Here is an 18,214-nt window from a genome sequence, read left to right on the forward strand (position 1 = left end):
GTTATTGCCCCGCTTAATTTGAGACCTGGTTACTATTAAAAAATATTCTTAAAACCGCCCACAGCCCCTACCCCCTGTTCACTTTTTATACCCGGCCAGCAATGGCGGGCGCTGGCGAGGGGAAAAATCCACGTCGCCCCTGCTACCCACACTTTATCCACAAGTAACCCCAAAGTTATCCGCCTTGAATTAGCCCCTCAATCGCATTATCTTGTTGCTCATCCGAGGTCACACCCCAACATATAGGGTTCTGGCAGAAAAAAGGGACTAATATCCCCAGGGAAGCCGGCGCACCGCGCCCCCACCGAACCACAATATGTTGTGTTTGCCCTCGTCCGTACCAACAAGCTTCAAGCTGAAGCCAGCCCACAGGCTGGCGCCGGAACGGTGGATAAGTTCGCGCGAATGCAGTCGCCAGTACACATATCCACCAACAGCCCTCCCCAGCGAGGCAATCCGGCGACGGGACGGCATCCATGTTCAGACGCAGTATCAAGCAGTACCCCTCAAGTGTTATCCGAGCGGAGCCCAGGCTTCGCCGTCAGCGCTTGCGCCTGCTGAACCTCTGAACCGGTGCCTCCGGTACGGCACAAAGGTTTTACGGCCACAAGCCGATTGATCGCAAAAAACCAAAGCAAAAACCAAAGCAAGTCGACCAGACACGCGCGCAAACTTTACGGAGAAATTCATGCACACAGAGACAGGGCGCTCTAAGTCTGTGCCAAACGGCACTACCAAGGATTCGGTAACAGACCAGGCCAGCAGCAATACTTCACTGGCTGCCACTGCCCCCGGTCAGATCCGCGTCATCAAGCGCAACGGCACCGTCGTGCCTTACGCGGACAGCAAAATCTCCGTGGCCGTTACCAAGGCGTTCCTCGCGGTAGAAGGCGGCACCGCCGCTGCTTCCAGCCGCATCCACGAACGCGTGGCCGACCTGGTGTCCCACATCAGCGCCACCTTCAAGCGTCGCATGCCTTCCGGCGGCACCATCCATATTGAAGAAATCCAGGACCAGGTAGAACTGGAACTGATGCGTGCCGGCGAGCACAAGATTGCCCGCGACTACGTGCTCTACCGCGAAGAGCACGCCCGCCTGCGTGCAGAGAAAGAAAAAGAGAAGCCGGCCGCCGACGAGCCTGCCGCCGATACCCACCCGAGTATCCGCGTAAAAATGGAAGACGGCAGCCTGGTCGCCCTGGACATGGAGCGCCTGCGCACCATCGTCAGCGAAGCCTGTGAAGGCCTGACCGACGTAGACGGCAGCCTGATCCTGAACGAAGCGCTGAAGAACCTGTACGACGGCGTTTCCGAAACCGACATCAATACCGCACTGGTGATCACCGCGCGTACCCTGGTTGAGCAGGAGCCCAACTACACCTACGCCACCGCATTCCTGCTGCTCGACAAGCTGCGCGCCGAAGCCCTGCGCTTCCTGGGTGTGGCCGAGTCCGCCACCCAGCAGGAAATGAAAACCCTGTACAAGCCGGCACTGGCCGCGTACGTGGAAAAAGGTATCGAGCTGGAACTGCTGGACCCGGCACTGGCCAGCTTCGACCTGGAAAAACTCGGCGATGCGATCAAGCCCGAGTGCGATCACCAGTTCACCTACCTCGGCCTGCAGACCCTGTACGACCGCTACTTCCTGCACTCCGACGAAGTCCGCTTCGAACTGCCGCAGCTGTTCTTCATGCGCGTTGCCATGGGCCTCGCCATCAATGAAGAAAAGCCGAACGAGCGCGCCGTAGAGTTCTACAACCTGCTGAGCTCCTTCGACTACATGAGCTCCACCCCGACCCTGTTCAACGCCGGCACCCTGCGTCCGCAGCTGTCCTCCTGCTACCTGACCACCGTGCCAGACGACCTGCACGGCATCTACGGTGCCATCCAGGACAACGCCATGCTGTCCAAGTGGGCCGGCGGCCTGGGTAACGACTGGACGCCGGTGCGTTCCCTCGGTTCCTACATTAAAGGTACCAACGGCAAATCCCAGGGTGTTGTGCCCTTCCTGAAAGTGGCCAACGACACCGCGGTAGCAGTGAACCAGGGCGGCAAGCGCAAGGGAGCCGTGTGTGCGTACCTGGAAACCTGGCACCTGGACATCGAAGAATTCCTCGAGCTTCGCAAGAACACCGGTGACGACCGTCGCCGTACCCACGACATGAACACCGCCAACTGGGTGCCGGACCTGTTCATGAAGCGCGTATTCGAAGACAAAGAGTGGACCCTCTTCTCCCCGGCAGACTGCCCGGACCTGCACGACCTGTTCGGCGATGCCTTTGAAGAGCGCTTCACCCACTACGAAAAACTGGCTGCCGAAGGCAAGCTGAAGCTGTTCAAGAAAGTGCGCGCACTCGACCTGTGGCGCAAGATGCTGGGCATGCTGTTTGAAACCGGCCACCCCTGGATCACCTTCAAGGACGCCTGTAACCTGCGCAGCCCGCAGCAGCACGCCGGTGTGGTACACAGCTCCAACCTGTGCACCGAGATCACCCTGAACACCAAGGCGAACGACGAGATCGCGGTATGTAACCTGGGCTCGGTAAACCTGTCCCAGCACATCGGCGAAGACGGCAAGCTCGACATGGGCAAGCTGGAAAGCACCGTGAAGACCGCCGTGCGCATGCTCGATAACGTCATCGACATCAACTACTACTCTGTGGAAACCGCGCGTCAGTCCAACATGCGTCACCGTCCGGTGGGCCTGGGCCTGATGGGCTTCCAGGACGCGCTGTACAAGGCCGGCATCTCCTACTCCAGCGATGAAGCCGTACAGTTCGCCGACACCACCATGGAAGCGATCAGCTACTACGCCATCTCCACCTCCAGTGACCTGGCGGCAGAGCGCGGCAGCTACGGCAGCTACGAAGGCTCCCTGTGGAGCCAGGGCATCCTGCCGATCGACTCCATCGAGATCCTGGCCAAGAACCGCGGCGAGCAGTTCATCGACCAGGACACCAGCAGCACCCTGGATTGGGACGTGGTGCGTAAGAAGGTTTCCAGCCAGGGCATGCGTAACTCCAACGTGATGGCCATCGCCCCGACTGCAACCATCGCCAACATTACCGGCGTTTCCCAGTCCATCGAGCCCACGTACCAGAACCTGTACGTGAAATCGAACCTGTCTGGCGAATTCACCGTAGTGAACCCCTACCTGGTACACGACCTGAAAGCCCGCGGCCTGTGGGACAAGGTGATGGTCAACGACCTCAAGTACTACGAGGGTTCCGTACAGAAGATCGACCGTATCCCGGAAGACCTGAAAGCCAAGTACGCCACCGCATTTGAAGTGGAGCCGCGCTGGATCGTGGACGCCGCCAGCCGCCGCCAGAAGTGGATCGATCAGGCCCAGTCCCTGAACCTCTACATCGCCGGCGCCAACGGCAAGAAGCTGGACCTGACCTATCGCATGGCCTGGTACCGCGGCTTGAAGACCACCTACTACCTGCGTGCACTGGCCGCCACCTCCACGGAAAAATCCACCGTGACCAGTGGCACCCTGAACGCAGTGAGCGCCGGCGGCGCACCGGCTACCAGCGCAGCCCCGGCACCGCAAGCCGAGCCAGCACCTGCAGCTGTACCCGCGGCCTGCTCGCTGGACGATCCGGACTGCGAAGCCTGCCAGTAACAGGTAGGAGCCTGCCTGCAGGCGAACCGCGAGCCAAGCTCGCGGAATTGATTCGAAAAGACTCTCGGGGGAGAGCACCGCGTGGAGCCGCCGACAACAGCGGCCCCACGCAACCAAGACCATAAGCGCCGCCCCGGTACCGGGCGAATTACTCCCAACAAGAGTAAACGTCCGCGCCGGGTGCAGGCCGCACACCAAACACTCGCTGGATTGCCCGTTTAGACGGGGAATCGCACAAAAGACAAGGGGAGCACTCATGCTGAGCTGGGACGATATCGACACTCAAGCCAAACCCGAACCCAAAAAAGCCGAACCGCAACCGGTGCCGGGCGCACTGCAATCCGAGCAGCAGGCAGTCACCGAACCCGGCGCTAACTACCAGGTAGATAGCGCCAGCAGTGCCCCGGCATCGACCGCGGCCCAGGCGGGCTCCTCTTCTGCAGTAGAAGCCGCGCGCGCCGCAGTCAGCGATCTGGACCCGGCCCCGGGCCTCGAAGAACTGGAAATGGGCGCCGCCCGTATCCAGGTAGACGAGAAGCGCATCATCAACTGCCGCGCCGACCTGAACCAGCTGGTACCGTTCAAGTACGACTGGGCCTGGCAGAAATACCTCGACGGCTGTGCCAACCACTGGATGCCGCAGGAAGTAAACATGAACAAAGACGTGTCCATGTGGAAAGACCCCAACGGTCTGACCGAGGACGAGCGTCGCATCGTGGAATACTCCCTGGGTTACTTCTCCACCGCCGACTCCCTGGTAGCCAACAACCTGGTGCTGGCCATCTACCGCCACATCACCAACCCGGAGTGCCGCCAGTACATCCTGCGTCAGTCGTTTGAAGAAGCCATCCACACCCACGCCTACCAGTACTGTGTAGAGTCTCTGGGCATGGACGAAGGCGAAGTCTTCAACATGTACCGCGAAGTACCGAGCGTCGCCAAGAAAGCCGCCTGGAGCCTTGCGCACACTGGCTCCATCAGTGACCCCAACTTCAAGACCGGCACCGTGGAAACCGACCAGGAACTGCTGCGCAACCTGATCGCCTTCTACGCCGTCACCGAAGGCATCTTCTTCTACTGTGGCTTCACCCAGATTCTGTCCATGGGCCGCCGCAACAAGATGACCGGCGTTGCCGAGCAGTTCCAGTACATCCTGCGCGACGAGTCCATGCACCTGAACTTCGGCATCGACGTCATCAACCAGATCAAACTGGAAAACCCGCACCTGTGGACCGAAAAGTTCCAGCAGGAAGTGACCCAGATGATCCTGGAAGGTATGGAACTGGAAGTAGCCTACGCCCGCGACACCATGCCTCGCGGCGTACTCGGCATGAACGCGGCCATGATGGAGGAATACCTCCACTTCATCGCCAACCGCCGGCTCTCGCAGCTCGGCCTGAAAGAACAGTTCCCGGGCGCCCAGAACCCCTTCCCCTGGATGTCCGAAATCATGGACCTGCGCAAGGAGAAAAACTTCTTCGAAACACGGGTTATCGAATACCAGACTGGCGGTGCGCTGCAGTGGTAAACCACTAAATGCATCGACTGTAGAAAAGGATTTACTACAACGAAGAGTCGCTCACAGGAAGAGAGGTATTGAGGCGGATGTATCGCGAGATGCATCCGCTTTTTTTATCTTTGAAAAAGCTGACCTTCGCGGACAACCTACTTCTAGATTAGTGCGTGTGTATATCTGCACACGCTTTTGAATACACTGTTATGCGAATTAGGAAATAGAATGAAGAAAACAGTCGCAACTTTAACGGTGCTATTTGCACTAGTTTTCACGGGCATGATTGCATTTGGCGGCTTTCTTATATATCAAGAAATTCCTCAATATATCACTAGCGACGTTAACGAATCACCAAGGTCAGATTTAAAATTTGAGGTGAGCGGGAAGTCCACGTCTTTTGAATTAACCAATGGGATTCCAGGTGTGATAATTCTAGTGTTAGGTAGCATTGGCTTAATATCAATGGTCTTCAAGCTTCCCGTAAAAGAAGTCTTAGGTTACCAAACCACGGGTGGTGGCAGAGGCGGCATGGGCCTTATGCTCAGGGAAAAGGTTTTATCACAAAATATATTATCCGTACCTTACCCTGTATGGCTTTTTCTCAAGCCGTTAGGCAGATTGGAGCCAGTCGAAGAAAGCGCATAACAAGCGCAAGCAGTACGCTACGGCCCTTCGGGCCTCCGCGGAACGCCCAACACCATGCACATTTTGTGCGGGTCGCTGCGCTCCCAGTTTCGCACAAAATGTGCATAGTATTGGTCGCCCCTGTTGTGGGCGTTAGATGCCTTGAGGAAGCCACGGTGATGCTCCAAACAATTCTTGAAGACCTTGCACGCGACTCGTCCGCGAGATTCCGCGACTCGCAGATCTTGGATATCCGTTTTGGTGAGGAGACCATTACAGATCTAGTACTACTGGAGCTAAAGCGTCTTTCTCCTCAGAATGTTTTGATCCTCCAGACATCAAAGGCCGCCGAAGCTAGTACGGGGACGGACTGGGAATGGTGGATCGGCTCCGATCGGGTTGGTTGGACTCGATATGCTGTTCAGGCAAAGAAGATGAATTGGGACACTGAGAGATATAACAGCATCACCCAGCGTACCGGTTCGAAACTCCAAATTGACGTACTCGATGCATTCGCCGCTAGCAATGGTGCAATTCCACTCTACTGCTTTTACAATTCAGCTACATCAACGGCCAAATCAGCTTGGAACTGCTGCAAAGCATTTGATGCTCCGCAACTCGCATGTACCGTTACTCCCAGCGCAATTGTCAGGCCATGTATCTCAACTCGTGGTACAAAGAACTTTAGCTGGATGCACAGTCACATCGAAACGGTACCTTGGAGGTGCCTTACCTGCCCAACTACAACTAAACGCTACCAAAGGTGGGTAACTCCTGAGCCATTGGATGCAAATGAAAGTTCAGAAGAAGAAAAACCTTTAGATTCAAAGGTACAAAGAACTAATGTTCCTGATTCGCCTCCGAGACGCAGCGCTCACTACGAAACGCTACCGAGGGTCATTCGGGAGGCTCGCCAACGCGGAAGGCTCGAGCAATTTCCGTACGAGCTCTACGACGATAATCAGTCTTATCCGCGAAGAATTCTGGTGCTTGAATCTTCAGTGGAAGATGAAGCGAGAGGCGGCGTCCAACACGGAGGTGAAGACTAAATGAAAATAAAATCCGTAACCGTTAACCGGTTTCGAAGCTACTCAAGCCCGGTGACGGTAAAGGTTGACGACCTTCTCGTTCTTGTTGGCCGAAACGACATTGGGAAATCAACGATTCTTGAAGCATTGGACATCTTTTTCAATGAAGGTAAGGGATGCGTCAAGATCGACAAGGACGATATAAACAAAGACTGCCTTACTCAAGGGCAGGATTGCATTGAAATCGGAGTCGAATTTACTGATCTTCCTGCAGATATCGTCATTGACGCCACGAACCAAACGACACTGCAGGAGGAATACTTACTAACGTCAGCGGGAACCCTGCATGTCATAAAGAGGTACCCAAATGCGGGAAAGGAAAAGGTATTTATTAAAGCCAATCACCCCGCAAACCCAGAATGTGCTGACTTACTTCTAAAGAAGAACGCTGACCTCAAGAAGATATTAGAAGCTGGCGGTTTTGATTGCCCGGATAAAACAAAAAATGCTGAGCTACGCAAGGCTATCTGGCGTGGGCAGGAAAACTTGCAGCTAAGCGACTGCGAAATTGAAGTTGCCAAGATTGACGCCAAGAGCATATGGGAGCAGCTCAAGGCGTATATGCCGCTGTACACCCTGTTCCAATCTGATCGAAAAAATAGCGATTCTGATGATGAAGTTCAGGATCCAATGCGAATCGCTGTTAGAGAAATACTCGGTGATCCACAAATTCAGGCAGACTTGGCGCAGGTCACGGACACGGTGAAGGCTCGTTTGGAAGAGGTGGCTCAGAGGACCCTGCAGAAGCTTGGTGAAATGAACCCAGCCATAGCCAATTCGCTTGATCCTCGACTTCCTGATTTTGCCACCCTGAAGTGGCCGGATGTCTTCAAGAACGTATCAATTACCGGCGATGACGATATCCCCATCAATAAAAGAGGGAGTGGAGTAAAGCGCCTCGTGCTGATAAGTTTCTTCCGTGCAGAAGCTGAGAGGAGACAAAATGAGGCTAACTTGCCCGATATTGTATACGCCATTGAGGAACCGGAAACATCTCAACACCCAGAACATCAGCGTGCATTGACTGATGCGCTGATCGCTCTTTCTGAAGCGCCCAACACCCAGGTGTTGCTTACAACACACAGCCCCGAGATCGTAAAGCGTCTGAAGTTTGAGAACATCATCCTGATTTCAGATCAGACTCCAGAGCGAGTCTCAACCGTTCTGGAGCATGAGCTACCTTATCCAAGCCTTAATGAAGTGAATTTTTCGGCTTTTGGAGAGGCTTCCTATGAATATCACAACGAACTATATGGGTTCATTGATGCAGAAGGACGATTCACGGAGTACAAAGCTGGTAAACCGCAGCGTCAGTACATTCGTCTTCGGCAGGATGGTTCTACAGTATCGCAGCAGATCGCTCTTACCGAGTACATTCGCCATCAAATTCATCATCCTGAGAACGACCAGAATGTATCGTTTACCGCAGAAGAACTAACAGAGTCGATCGAAGCTATGCGGTTGTTTCTCCAAGTTTGAGGCGCAGGGAGAAGCGGCATCAACAAATGGGGTCAGATCAACCTTTTGGCATCGCCCCCCCAATACAAAGATATGCCAATAGCTTCACTTGGCCACACTTTACCGACTACCGACGACCCTGAGCTCGCACTGATCACTGGAGAAGTAACCCGCAATGACCGACAACAGCTGGGATAGCTATGCCGAAGGATGGGACAGTAATAGCGACGTCATCAGCTATTCGGAGCGCGCCTTCCGGTCCCTTACCGACACCCTGAACTGCAAAGGCGCCCGGATCCTGGATTTCGGCTGCGGCACGGGCCTGCTGACTGAACGTCTCTCTCCACTGGCAAGCAGCATCGTTGCCCTCGATCCATCGGGGGAAATGCTTGCCGTACTGGAGGCCAAGCAACTGGGCAATGTTACTACCATACAATCCAGCCTGACTCGGGAGCTGATCGACAAGAACAGGCAACTGCAGGACAAGTTCGACCTGATCGTCGCTTCCTCCGCACTCGCTTTTGTCCCGAACTACACGGACACAGTACGACTGCTGGCTGAGCTACTGAATAACTATGGGCGCCTGGTTCAGTGGGATTGGCTGAGGGAGGACGGTAACGAAGATACCGGATTTACCCGCGAGGATATCGCAGCCGCTTTCAGGGACGCAGGCCTGTCCGACATCCAGGTAACCCTACCCTTCTCCATGGGAACAGGTGAAAACCGGATGGACGTGGTAATGGGCACAGGCACCTATCAATAAGACTATGTGGGCTCTGAGCAAGAATTTTCCGGTGAACTAACCAGAACAAACATCCCGCTAAGATTGCTCCCCATTTATTGCGCTGAGACCGCAAAATAGCGCGACCTCCGCGAGAAAGCCTACACTGTGCCTCGGCTGCTCCTACTATGGGCGTTAGGTGACAGACCTACCCACGTTTAGTTTTGGGGAATGACATGTCAGAGAAGACAGTGAATGAAGAGGCAGCGCAAACAGTATCCCCTCGCCAGTGGATCAGATTGGTTGTGGTGTACCTCCTTATCCCGCTGGTTTTACTGATATGCGGTGGGGATCTCGGTTGGTGGCAGGCGTGGCTCTATTCCCTACTGATCTTTGCCGCTGGTATAGGGGGGCGCATATGGGCGGAACAGCGACACCCCGGATTGATAGCCGAACGGCAAAATAGTGAAAATTTCCACAACGCAAAAGCCTGGGACAAAGTACTTGCTCCGCTGATGGCGGTGAGTCTCGTGTTCCCTATGGTTATAGCGGCGGGGCTGGACCACCGCTATCACTGGTCCCCCGAATTCCCGCTATGGCTCATCGTGATCGGCTTCACCTTGATCGCCCTCGGATATGCGTTCGCTGCATGGGCACTGGCAGAGAACCGCTTTTTCTTCAGCGTGGTGTGCATTCGGGCGGATCGAGGGCACGTGGTGTGTGACAGTGGCCCGTACCGGTTTGTGAGGCACCCGGGTTATGCTGGAAATATTTTTCCACTGCTCGGTATTGTTCTTGCGCTGGGCTCGGCGTGGGCACTGATTCCTGCGGCGGTGGCAACAATCATCACGGTGATTAGAACCGCACTTGAAGACCAGACGCTACAGGACGAATTGCCCGGCTACCGGGACTATGCACGACGCGTGCCCTATCGGTTAATCCCCGGGATATACTGAGAGATCTGAGTAGTGGGTATCCCAAATCCGCATAATTGGGGGCCTGCCCTAGCCGTAGTTACCGTAATGTTCTTGTTAGGCTTTGTCTTTGCGCTGGCGATAATAAAAACCCGTATTTCCATGAATTCCTAGTTTTCGCAGGAACATTAACCGGCAGCATAACGGCTTATTATTTCACCAGCGGCAGAAATGCCTAAAGATCAGGTGAAGCACTTTAATATCTACAAATTGGGTCTTGTCGCCCAACCCCTTTAATACCGCTAGACTAAGCCAACGATTTAGCCCCGAAAGCGACGCCTCGAAATGCCCTACGTACTGATTACCCTAGCCATAGTCGCCCTTATCGTCGCCCCCCAGCTGTGGGTACGCTTTGTACTGTGGCAGCACTCCACGGAAATCGGCGATATGCCGGGCTCCGGTGCCGAACTGGCCAGACACCTGATCGAGCGCTACCAGCTCGACGGCGTTAAGGTGATCGAGGCCGGCAAGGACCAGAATTACTACTCGCCGGCGGAGAAGATCGTGGCGCTGAGCCCGGAGGTCTACCACGGCAAGTCGGTAACCGCAGTGGCGGTGGCCGCCCATGAAGTGGGCCATGCGATGCAGTTCTGTCGCGGGGAGCCCATCTCCAAACTGCGGGACAAGTACCTGGGCCGGGCCGGGCAAATCCAGAAAATAGGCGGTTATATCCTGATCGCCGCCCCTATTCTCACCCTGCTGATCAAGTCACCGGTGATATTCCTGTGGATTGGCGTGGTGGCGGTGATTACCATGCTCGCGTCCGCGCTGATGTATGTGGCGATACTACCGGAAGAGTACGATGCAAGCTTCAACAAGGCCCTGCCGATACTCAGGGAGGGCTACCTGCCGGAGCACCTGTTGAGCAAGGCGCACAGTGTGCTGAAGGCCTGCGCCCTCACCTATGTGGCCGGTGCCCTGCTGGATGTACTCAGGCTGTGGCGCTGGATACGATTTCTCAGATAAGCACCGTGGAGCCCGTTTTCCCATGACCACCACTACCGGAATCAAAACCGCCATCATCGGCTACGGTTTTTCCGCCACCACCTTTCACCTGCCGTTTATCCTGAACCTGCCGCCCTTCCGCTTCACCGCGGTCAGCACCTCCAAGGGTGAGCAGGTGCAACAGCAGCACCCGGAGGTCGAGGTCTATGCCGATGCAGAGACACTGCTGACCCGGTGCGATGCCGATCTGGTGATCATCACCGCCCCCAATGAAGCGCACTTTGCCCTGGCCAAGCTCGCCCTGCAGCAGGGCAAGCATGTGGTGCTGGAAAAGCCCTTTGTTACCCGCGTCGAGCAGGGCGAGGAGCTGATCGCGCTGGCGCGGCAGCAGCAACGAGTGTTGAGCGTCTACCACAACCGCCGCTGGGACGGTGACTTCCTCACGGTAAAGAAGCTGATTGCCGATAACCGCCTGGGTGCGGTGCGCTATTTTGAAAGCCATTTCGACCGCTTCCGCCCCGAGGTGCGCAAGCGCTGGCGTGAGTCCGATGTAGAGGGTGGCGGCATCCTGTTCGATCTGGGGCCGCATATGCTGGATCAGGCGCTGCAGCTGTTTGGCCCACCCACGGCGATCACCGCACAGGTAAAGACGCTGCGGCCACAGGCGGAAGTGGATGACTTTTTCCACCTGACCCTGCACTACCCGGAGCATATAGCTGTGTTGCGCAGCAGCCCCTTCTGCGCGGCGCCGAACCTGCGCTTTGAGGTACAGGGCGCGGCCGGGAGTTTTATCAAGCACGGCCTGGACCCGCAGGAAGATCGACTGAAATCCGGCGAGCTGCCACTATCCGCAGGATGGGCGCAGGAGCTACCCGAACAATACGGACAGTTACACGCGGCCGACGGGGTTGCCACAATCCCCACAGAAACCGGTGGCTACCAGCATTACTATCAGCAGCTGGCGAGTGCCATTCTGGACGGCAGCGAGGCACCGGTAAGCGCGGAGCAGGCCCTGTGGAATATCCGCTTGATCCATCTGGCGCGGCAAAGTGCGGCCAGTGGCCAAACGATTCAGGTTGATAGCAATCGATAGCGGCCAGTAGCTTCGCGAAGAAAGCTCGACCGGGACGATAAAGCGCCCGACTCACGTGGTCCCAGCCATACAACTAACTACCCAAACATGCGGTCTCTATGCAACCTTTCAAGACACAGTTCACCCTATCTCGAGAATACCTCGCCGAGTGTTTTGATCAGTCTCTACCCCACGGCAAAGGAGCAAAGCCCAATTACCTCTTGCCGGCCCTATTACTTGCCACGGGTTCCGGGGCACTGATGTTTACCGAGCAACCCAAAGTCCTGGGCTACCTGCTGGTCGCCCTGGGCATTCTGGAGCTGCTGCATATTCGATTCCGGCGCGCCTGGTGGCTGGCACGTCAGATGTTGGGGAGAAGTGCCAATACGGAAGTGACATTAACGATTGATGACGATGGAATAACCACAAAGAGCACCCACACACAAACAACACTCGCGTGGTCAGATATCGAGCGAGTTATTGAAACCGATCTGGGGCTGATTCTGGTCACCAAGTCCGGAGGCCAGCAGTATCTTTCCAAATCCTTATTTCCTGCCGAGCTGGTAAGCGAGATTGTTGCTCGCAATCAATAGATTCAGGCTCCATAAAACCTGCGCAGACCAGCGCCACGGCTGGATCTGCGCTTAGACCATCCATCGGGTGACACCTGCGCGCCTGATCACTTACGTATTGCAAAAATCCTTAATCGCGTCTTTAAAGGCCTTGACGCTGGGGAAGCCATGAAAGGCCGCCGCTGCGGCGATGCCACCGTGTATGGCTGCCTGTGTGGCAATGCTCTGGCCCGAGCAATTGGGTTCGCCGGGCGAACCACCATCGAGTCCCACAAGCAGAGACAGTTCGGTGTCGCCATATTCCAGAAACAGCTTGAGCCCACCCTCCAGCGCCATGTCGAGATCGATTCCCTCGATGCTGCTGAATTCGCCCAGATGACTCGCGTAGGTGATCAGCGCAAAACTGTCCTGGAAGCCGGGCGCGAAGCCCTCGTTAAACTCGACGTTGAGCGTTCCATTGAACTGGACGTTCTGCATATTCAGCTGGTCGTGCTCGAGCCCCGGAGCAAGGCCGCCGATATCCAGATCCGTTTCTGAAAGGGATTCGAATGTCGCATCGTCAGTGAAAACACCCAGCCCATTGACCTGTACGCGCCCCCCGAGCGAGGTTTCACCGCGCACTTCGGCTCCGCTGGGGCCGCCGTCCAGTATCAGCGCATGCTTGGGGAATCCATTTCCGGAAAAGCCCTGCTCCCATCCGTCGACAAACTCGATAAAGCGCCCCGCTCCTACAGTAATTTGCGCCTGTACGCTGTCTGCAATGGCGCCATCGAAAATCAGGTCGCCATTGATAGCAGACAAGGCGGCATCGGCATCGCCAACAAAGCTGGGGCCGTCAAGATCCAGCCGCGGCGGCCCGACCACGACGGTGTCGTCGGGATCTCCCTCCGGGATTGCGAAGACCAGCGTACCGGAGTCAGCGGTTATCCTTCTGGCGTTTTCAAGGACAAACACGTTGATGACGCCGGCCCCGCGTATCAGGCCGAAGCTTTCCAGATTGCCGAGGTTGGTCTCGCTGCTGGTATTTACCAAGAACCTGGCCTCGGGTTCGATATTCAGATCGAATGCGTTGAACACCCCGGTAGCTTCCACCTCAACTGTGGTGAAGGGGCCCTCGGTGCCGATGGGCGGCTCACCGCCCATCGGCGGGATAATCGGCCTCAGGGGGCCGGTGGTGGAATTTGGGCCGGCAGCGGTAACGGGGCCAGCAACCGCCAGTTCCGAGCTGCCGTGAATGGTCAGCTTGTTTTCATCAGCGATATACAGGCTCTTTGCATTGCGGCTGTCGGTGACTTCAATCTCGGTCACGAAGAACAGGGGCAACTGATTGACGATAAACACCTCGTCCGTTTCGTTAGGCACCTCATTGCCCAGCCAATTGGACGCGGTTGACCAGTCCCCGCCGGTGAGACTGTAAAGGCGCGGCAGATTGATCTGTTCCCAGTTTCCGCCCTGTTGCATCACGAGAATGCCGTTGATGGAAGGCCGGGCGCGCGATTTCGGATAAAACGCAAACCAGTTCAACGCCTGGTGGGAGGCGCATTCCCCGACCGTCAGGCCCTCGACAGTGCTGGGGTCGTCGAATAGTTCACCGACCGATTGATCCTGCTGGTCTGCCGGCTTGCACATGTTCAGGCCGCCGAGTGCCAGATGTGCACAGTCGAAGTCTGTTTCCCCCTCGTTCAGAAATTCATAGGCCTTGACGCCCAGTGATGCACTGCCGTCAAATTCCGGATCGACGAAGTAAAAAGGTGGATTGTCTGCCTCGTTGCAGGCAGTACTCACGTCCGCACTGATACCGAGGGCGTGCGCCATTTCGTGTGATACAACAGTTACCAGATCCAGGCCGCCTATCGGGTCGATCTCCTTACCGTTATACGCGACTTCATAAATTTCCGGTGCCACGCCGGAGAAGGCTTCCGCCACCTCGAAATCCGGTACCGTCCTGGCCAGCTTGGGACGCATAACGAATTCAGAGTCGAAATCCGGAAAGGTGTCGTAGTAATAATTGAGGTTCGCCGAAATCCTGATTCTCGCTTCGATCGGTTTGCCGTCTTCGTCCCTCTCGATAATCAACGCATCCGGGGCGCCCAGGGCGGGATCCAGCCACCAGAAGCGGATGGTCATCTCGTGCTCGTCTTGAATAATGCTCTCAAAATGATCCGCTACTGACCCCACGATTTGAATAAGCTCTTCCGTATGCCCACATGCGGCAAGCCCATCATCACAGGGATCTACGGCACCAGACCCATCGGGATCAAATACCAGATTGATTTCCAGTGCCGTGCTATTGAGTGGAAAAAATCCAATGACGACAAATAAGAAAAGAGAGAATATCGAGGTTTTGTTAATGCGTGGTAAGACATTTTCCAGGTGTTTATTCATTGTCGTCCCTCCGGTGACTCGGCTATCCAGCACAAGTCAGATTATGGTTTTGATGCCGTGGGTGAAAAATTGAAAAACGGAAATGCGAGCCCTTTTTATAGTCCACGCAGTTTTTATTCTCTATCGTGCATAGAAAATATTGGCAGTAAATACGGCACTAGAATTTAGTTTTAACGGAATATTTTTCAGGCCTGAAAAATTAGTGATTCATATCGGGTTATTTATGCAATAGAGTTCGCGATTCGATTATTAGGTGGGACTACCGTTTCACTCGCTGTGCTCGCGAAGTAAGTATGTAGAGGCGGGTCTTTTTTACCCGGCACCAGATAGGGGGCGTTATCTTCCCCGCCACAATGCGCTGTGCGCTACGGGATTGGTAGAGACTCAAGAGCCCATGTGCTAGAAATGCTCACAGAATAATAACGAGTGGATCGAACGCCATGGATGAACTGGACAAGCGGTATAACCACCCTGCCCGGCTGCTGCCGATATGCCTGGCCGCGCTACTCTCCGCCTGCAGCTTTGATACGGATAGAGAATTCGGATCGAACAGCGGCAAACATCAGGAAGGTCAACAACACGATCAACAACAAGAAGACCAAAAAATAGTGGCGCGCGTCGGCGATAGCGCGATCACCCTGCGAGAGGTGGATCAACAAATCCGCCTGGAACGGCACGACCTGGCACTGGCCGAGTACCAGCTGCGCTTCAATACGCTCAAATCCATGGTGGATACACAGCGCCCGTCGCAGGCCTCCGGTGGAGACGCACCCACGGTGGAGTGGCTGCTGCCCCATCCCCAACCTCCCAGACTGGACATCGATAGTGGCGACCGCCGCCTGCGCGGCAACCCCGAAGCCCCGGTAACCCTCGCGGTGTTCTGCTCCTACCAGTCGGTGCACTGCGCCACCACCAATCTGGTGCTGCGGGAATTGCTGGATCGCTATGCCGGCTGGATTGCCGTGGTGCCTTTTGACTTCCCCATGCACTACCACCGGCAGGGCGCGCAGGCCGCAGCGGCAGTGCACTGCGCCGGCCTGCAGGATACGCCCTGGGCCTACGCGGATGGTCTCTACACGCAGGCGAAAACAATGGATGGGGAGACCTTCATCCAGCTCGCGATACAGCAGGGATTGTCACAGGATACGTTCAGCCGCTGCCTCGATGATCCCGTAGGTAGTGATCGGGTTGCCGCCGATACCACCCTCGCCCGCTCCCTGGGCCTGCAGAGCGTGCCGGTGGTGTTCGTGAACGGCCTCTATGTCAAAGGCCCGCGCCCTCTGGAACACTACGCCATGTGGATAGACCAGGAGTTGCTGCGTCTGGGGCACGATCCGGCAAGCGCCCACGCCGATGCGGCCCGCTGGCGGCAATCCGGCGAGAGGATCGCCGAGACCGAATTGCCGCTGCGGCTAAACGGCACCAGTGTCTCCTCCCAGCCCGAACAGTCCACCGCCCTGATTCGCATCCGCGATGCCTCTGCCGGGCAATTCTCCCCCGGAGATACACTGATGGACGGCGTCACCCTCAAGCGGGTACACGAGCGCTACGCCATCCTGCAGGTCAGCGACCACCTGGAGCGATTGACCCTGCGCGGAGAGGATGGCGATTACGTGCGGGTGCCCATGACCACCACGGCACAGCGGGACGAAGCCACCATGCGACGCATTGAGCAACCGGACGGTGAATCCCGCAAACTGATCCCGCCTTCCGGCGTATTGACCCTGGGGCAGGCGTGGCTGGAAGAGCAGCTGCAAAATCGCGCGGAGCTGGAAAAGAAATTCGTCCCCGCGGAGCACGTGGTCGACGGGCACAACCTGTTGCGACTCGAGGGCATCGCAGATAGCGAGTTCTTCACTGCACTGGGCTTCGAGGAAGGTGATGTGGTGGTGCGGGTGAATGACACCTGGGTGCACAGTGGCCAGAATCAGCTCTGGGATGCACTGACCAGTGGCGAGGTGGTCGATGTGACCTTCATGCGCAACGGATTACCCGAGCGGGTGCAATACGTTGTCGAGGAAGAGAGTTATTTCGAGCAGGACAGTAGCGAGGGCAAAGGCCAGGACAACAGCGGCGAAGATAAAGATTCCGACTAGCGCCGGCGGGCCGAGGCCTGACACCGGGCGAACTTGCGGCGATAGAGGTTGAGGGCTCCTTGCGGAGCCCTGTTCACCGCCCGCAATTTACTTGTCCGGGTTACCGTTCCACATCAGGTTCGCCACCGTATTCTGGCCGCGCACGCTGGGGTGGAAGCAATCCCCGCCATCAATATCATCCTTGCCGAACGAGAAGGTGCCCACATTGGTCTGGTTGGCCCCGGAGTACTCCGCGACGACCTCCACCCCGTTGGTGCCATTGTAGGCCGCGGCCTCCTGCTGCAGGACCTCGTTATACAGGCGCTGTGCAGTATTGATTCCGGCGTAACGTGTGGCAAAGGATTCACCGTTCATGGTGCCGCCGTTGGTGGCGATCCGGCAGATACCGAAGGTGGACCAGACGCTTTCGCAGTTAACCCGCCAATTACCGCTCTGTTTGGCGACGCCCGCTGCGCGCAGATCCTGCACCCGGGGCACCGACCCCAGCACCACCGTCGAGCCACTGGGCAGGCCACCCACCAGTTTGTCGAGCCCGGCTTTCACCGCACCGCGCCATTCGTTTTCCGTCAACAGCGGGTCCGAACAGTTGGCCGGGTCGACGCAGTCGCGGTTGCAGATATCATTACCGCCGAGCACCACTTCCACGTGATCCGCGACCAGAGTCTGGGAAAGAATCCGGTCTGCCTGGACGCTGAAATTATCGCTGCCGCCGCGCATCTCGGAACCGGAACGGGCGGCATTTTTGTTGGCGACAATATTCGGGTCTATGGCCTTGTATTTGTCGTGGACACTGTTGACGCTACTGTCCCAACCGTCGAACCAGCTGTGTTCCGGCTGGTCACCGCCCAACAGGCAGAAAAACCCGCCAGTAAAGAACGTATTGCCGGTACAGTCGGCCGCGAACCCCATGGTGATACTGTCGCCCGCGGCCGTGCCTTTGGCTGGCGCGGCCAGGGAATTCATGGACCAAAGTGCAGAGGTAATGGCGAGGGAAACAAAAAGACTGGCTTTATGCATTGTGCTATCTCCGATCATCCTATTTATGCTTATTTTTTAATGCGGTGAACGGAGATAGGTTAGTTGGTCACATTATCGCGCGCGGTTGGGTTAGATGCCGGCGTATCCAGTCTGGGATATG

13 protein-coding genes are annotated in these 18,214 nt (G+C 56.2%); 11 read left to right on the plus strand and 2 right to left on the minus strand.

What is annotated here, in order from left to right; genetic code table 11:
• Positions 1 to 688 precede the first annotated feature (688 nt).
• The 10 genes from HUW35_RS00085 (at position 689) to HUW35_RS00130 (ending at position 12,616) form a co-directional block, all read left to right on the plus strand.
• On the plus strand, positions 689 to 3,628 hold the full coding sequence (locus HUW35_RS00085; RefSeq protein ID WP_181253714.1) for a ribonucleoside-diphosphate reductase subunit alpha: 2,940 nt from the start codon (positions 689 to 691) through the stop codon (positions 3,626 to 3,628).
• Positions 3,629 to 3,884: 256 nt separating this feature from the next.
• Positions 3,885 to 5,156: a ribonucleotide-diphosphate reductase subunit beta gene (locus HUW35_RS00090; protein ID WP_181253715.1), complete on the plus strand. Its 1,272-nt coding sequence runs from the start codon at positions 3,885 to 3,887 to the stop codon at positions 5,154 to 5,156.
• Positions 5,157 to 5,366: 210 nt separating this feature from the next.
• On the plus strand, positions 5,367 to 5,786 hold the full coding sequence (locus HUW35_RS00095) for a hypothetical protein (RefSeq protein WP_181253716.1): 420 nt from the start codon (positions 5,367 to 5,369) through the stop codon (positions 5,784 to 5,786).
• A gap of 158 nt (positions 5,787 to 5,944) precedes the next feature.
• On the plus strand, positions 5,945 to 6,814 hold the full coding sequence (locus HUW35_RS00100) for a DUF6615 family protein (RefSeq protein ID WP_370464623.1): 870 nt from the start codon (positions 5,945 to 5,947) through the stop codon (positions 6,812 to 6,814).
• Positions 6,815 to 8,332: an ATP-binding protein gene (locus HUW35_RS00105; RefSeq protein ID WP_181253718.1), complete on the plus strand. Its 1,518-nt coding sequence runs from the start codon at positions 6,815 to 6,817 to the stop codon at positions 8,330 to 8,332. It abuts the gene before it with no gap.
• A gap of 154 nt (positions 8,333 to 8,486) precedes the next feature.
• On the plus strand, positions 8,487 to 9,074 hold the full coding sequence (locus HUW35_RS00110) for a class I SAM-dependent methyltransferase (RefSeq protein ID WP_181253719.1): 588 nt from the start codon (positions 8,487 to 8,489) through the stop codon (positions 9,072 to 9,074).
• Positions 9,075 to 9,283: 209 nt separating this feature from the next.
• Entirely contained in the window at positions 9,284 to 9,988 is a 705-nt protein-coding gene (locus HUW35_RS00115; RefSeq protein ID WP_219932622.1) for an isoprenylcysteine carboxylmethyltransferase family protein, read from the plus strand.
• A 303-nt stretch (positions 9,989 to 10,291) separates the two neighbouring features.
• A complete protein-coding gene (locus tag HUW35_RS00120) occupies positions 10,292 to 10,972 on the plus strand; it encodes a zinc metallopeptidase (RefSeq protein WP_181253721.1) in 681 nt (226 codons plus the stop codon).
• Between the two features lie 22 nt (positions 10,973 to 10,994).
• Positions 10,995 to 12,044, plus strand: a complete 1,050-nt coding sequence (locus tag HUW35_RS00125; RefSeq protein WP_181253722.1) for an oxidoreductase — start codon at positions 10,995 to 10,997, stop codon at positions 12,042 to 12,044.
• A 98-nt stretch (positions 12,045 to 12,142) separates the two neighbouring features.
• On the plus strand, positions 12,143 to 12,616 hold the full coding sequence (locus tag HUW35_RS00130; RefSeq protein WP_181253723.1) for a YcxB family protein: 474 nt from the start codon (positions 12,143 to 12,145) through the stop codon (positions 12,614 to 12,616).
• Between the two features lie 90 nt (positions 12,617 to 12,706).
• On the opposite strand, the gene HUW35_RS00135 is transcribed toward HUW35_RS00130, so the two are convergent.
• Positions 12,707 to 14,980 carry a hypothetical protein gene (locus HUW35_RS00135; protein ID WP_181253724.1) on the minus strand — a complete coding sequence of 758 codons (2,274 nt, stop codon included), beginning with the start codon at positions 14,978 to 14,980 and terminating at the stop codon, positions 12,707 to 12,709.
• A 440-nt stretch (positions 14,981 to 15,420) separates the two neighbouring features.
• On the opposite strand from HUW35_RS00135, the gene HUW35_RS00140 reads away from it, so the two are divergent.
• Positions 15,421 to 17,076 (plus strand): thioredoxin domain-containing protein, encoded by a 1,656-nt coding sequence (locus HUW35_RS00140; protein WP_181253725.1) that lies wholly within the window; start codon positions 15,421 to 15,423, stop codon positions 17,074 to 17,076.
• Between the two features lie 87 nt (positions 17,077 to 17,163).
• Here HUW35_RS00140 and HUW35_RS00145 read toward each other — a convergent pair whose 3' ends face one another.
• Entirely contained in the window at positions 17,164 to 18,093 is a 930-nt protein-coding gene (locus HUW35_RS00145; RefSeq protein WP_181253726.1) for an SGNH/GDSL hydrolase family protein, read from the minus strand.
• Positions 18,094 to 18,214 lie beyond the last annotated feature (121 nt).

The organism is Microbulbifer sp. YPW1 (assembly GCF_013367775.1).
Lineage (GTDB): Bacteria > Pseudomonadota > Gammaproteobacteria > Pseudomonadales > Cellvibrionaceae > Microbulbifer.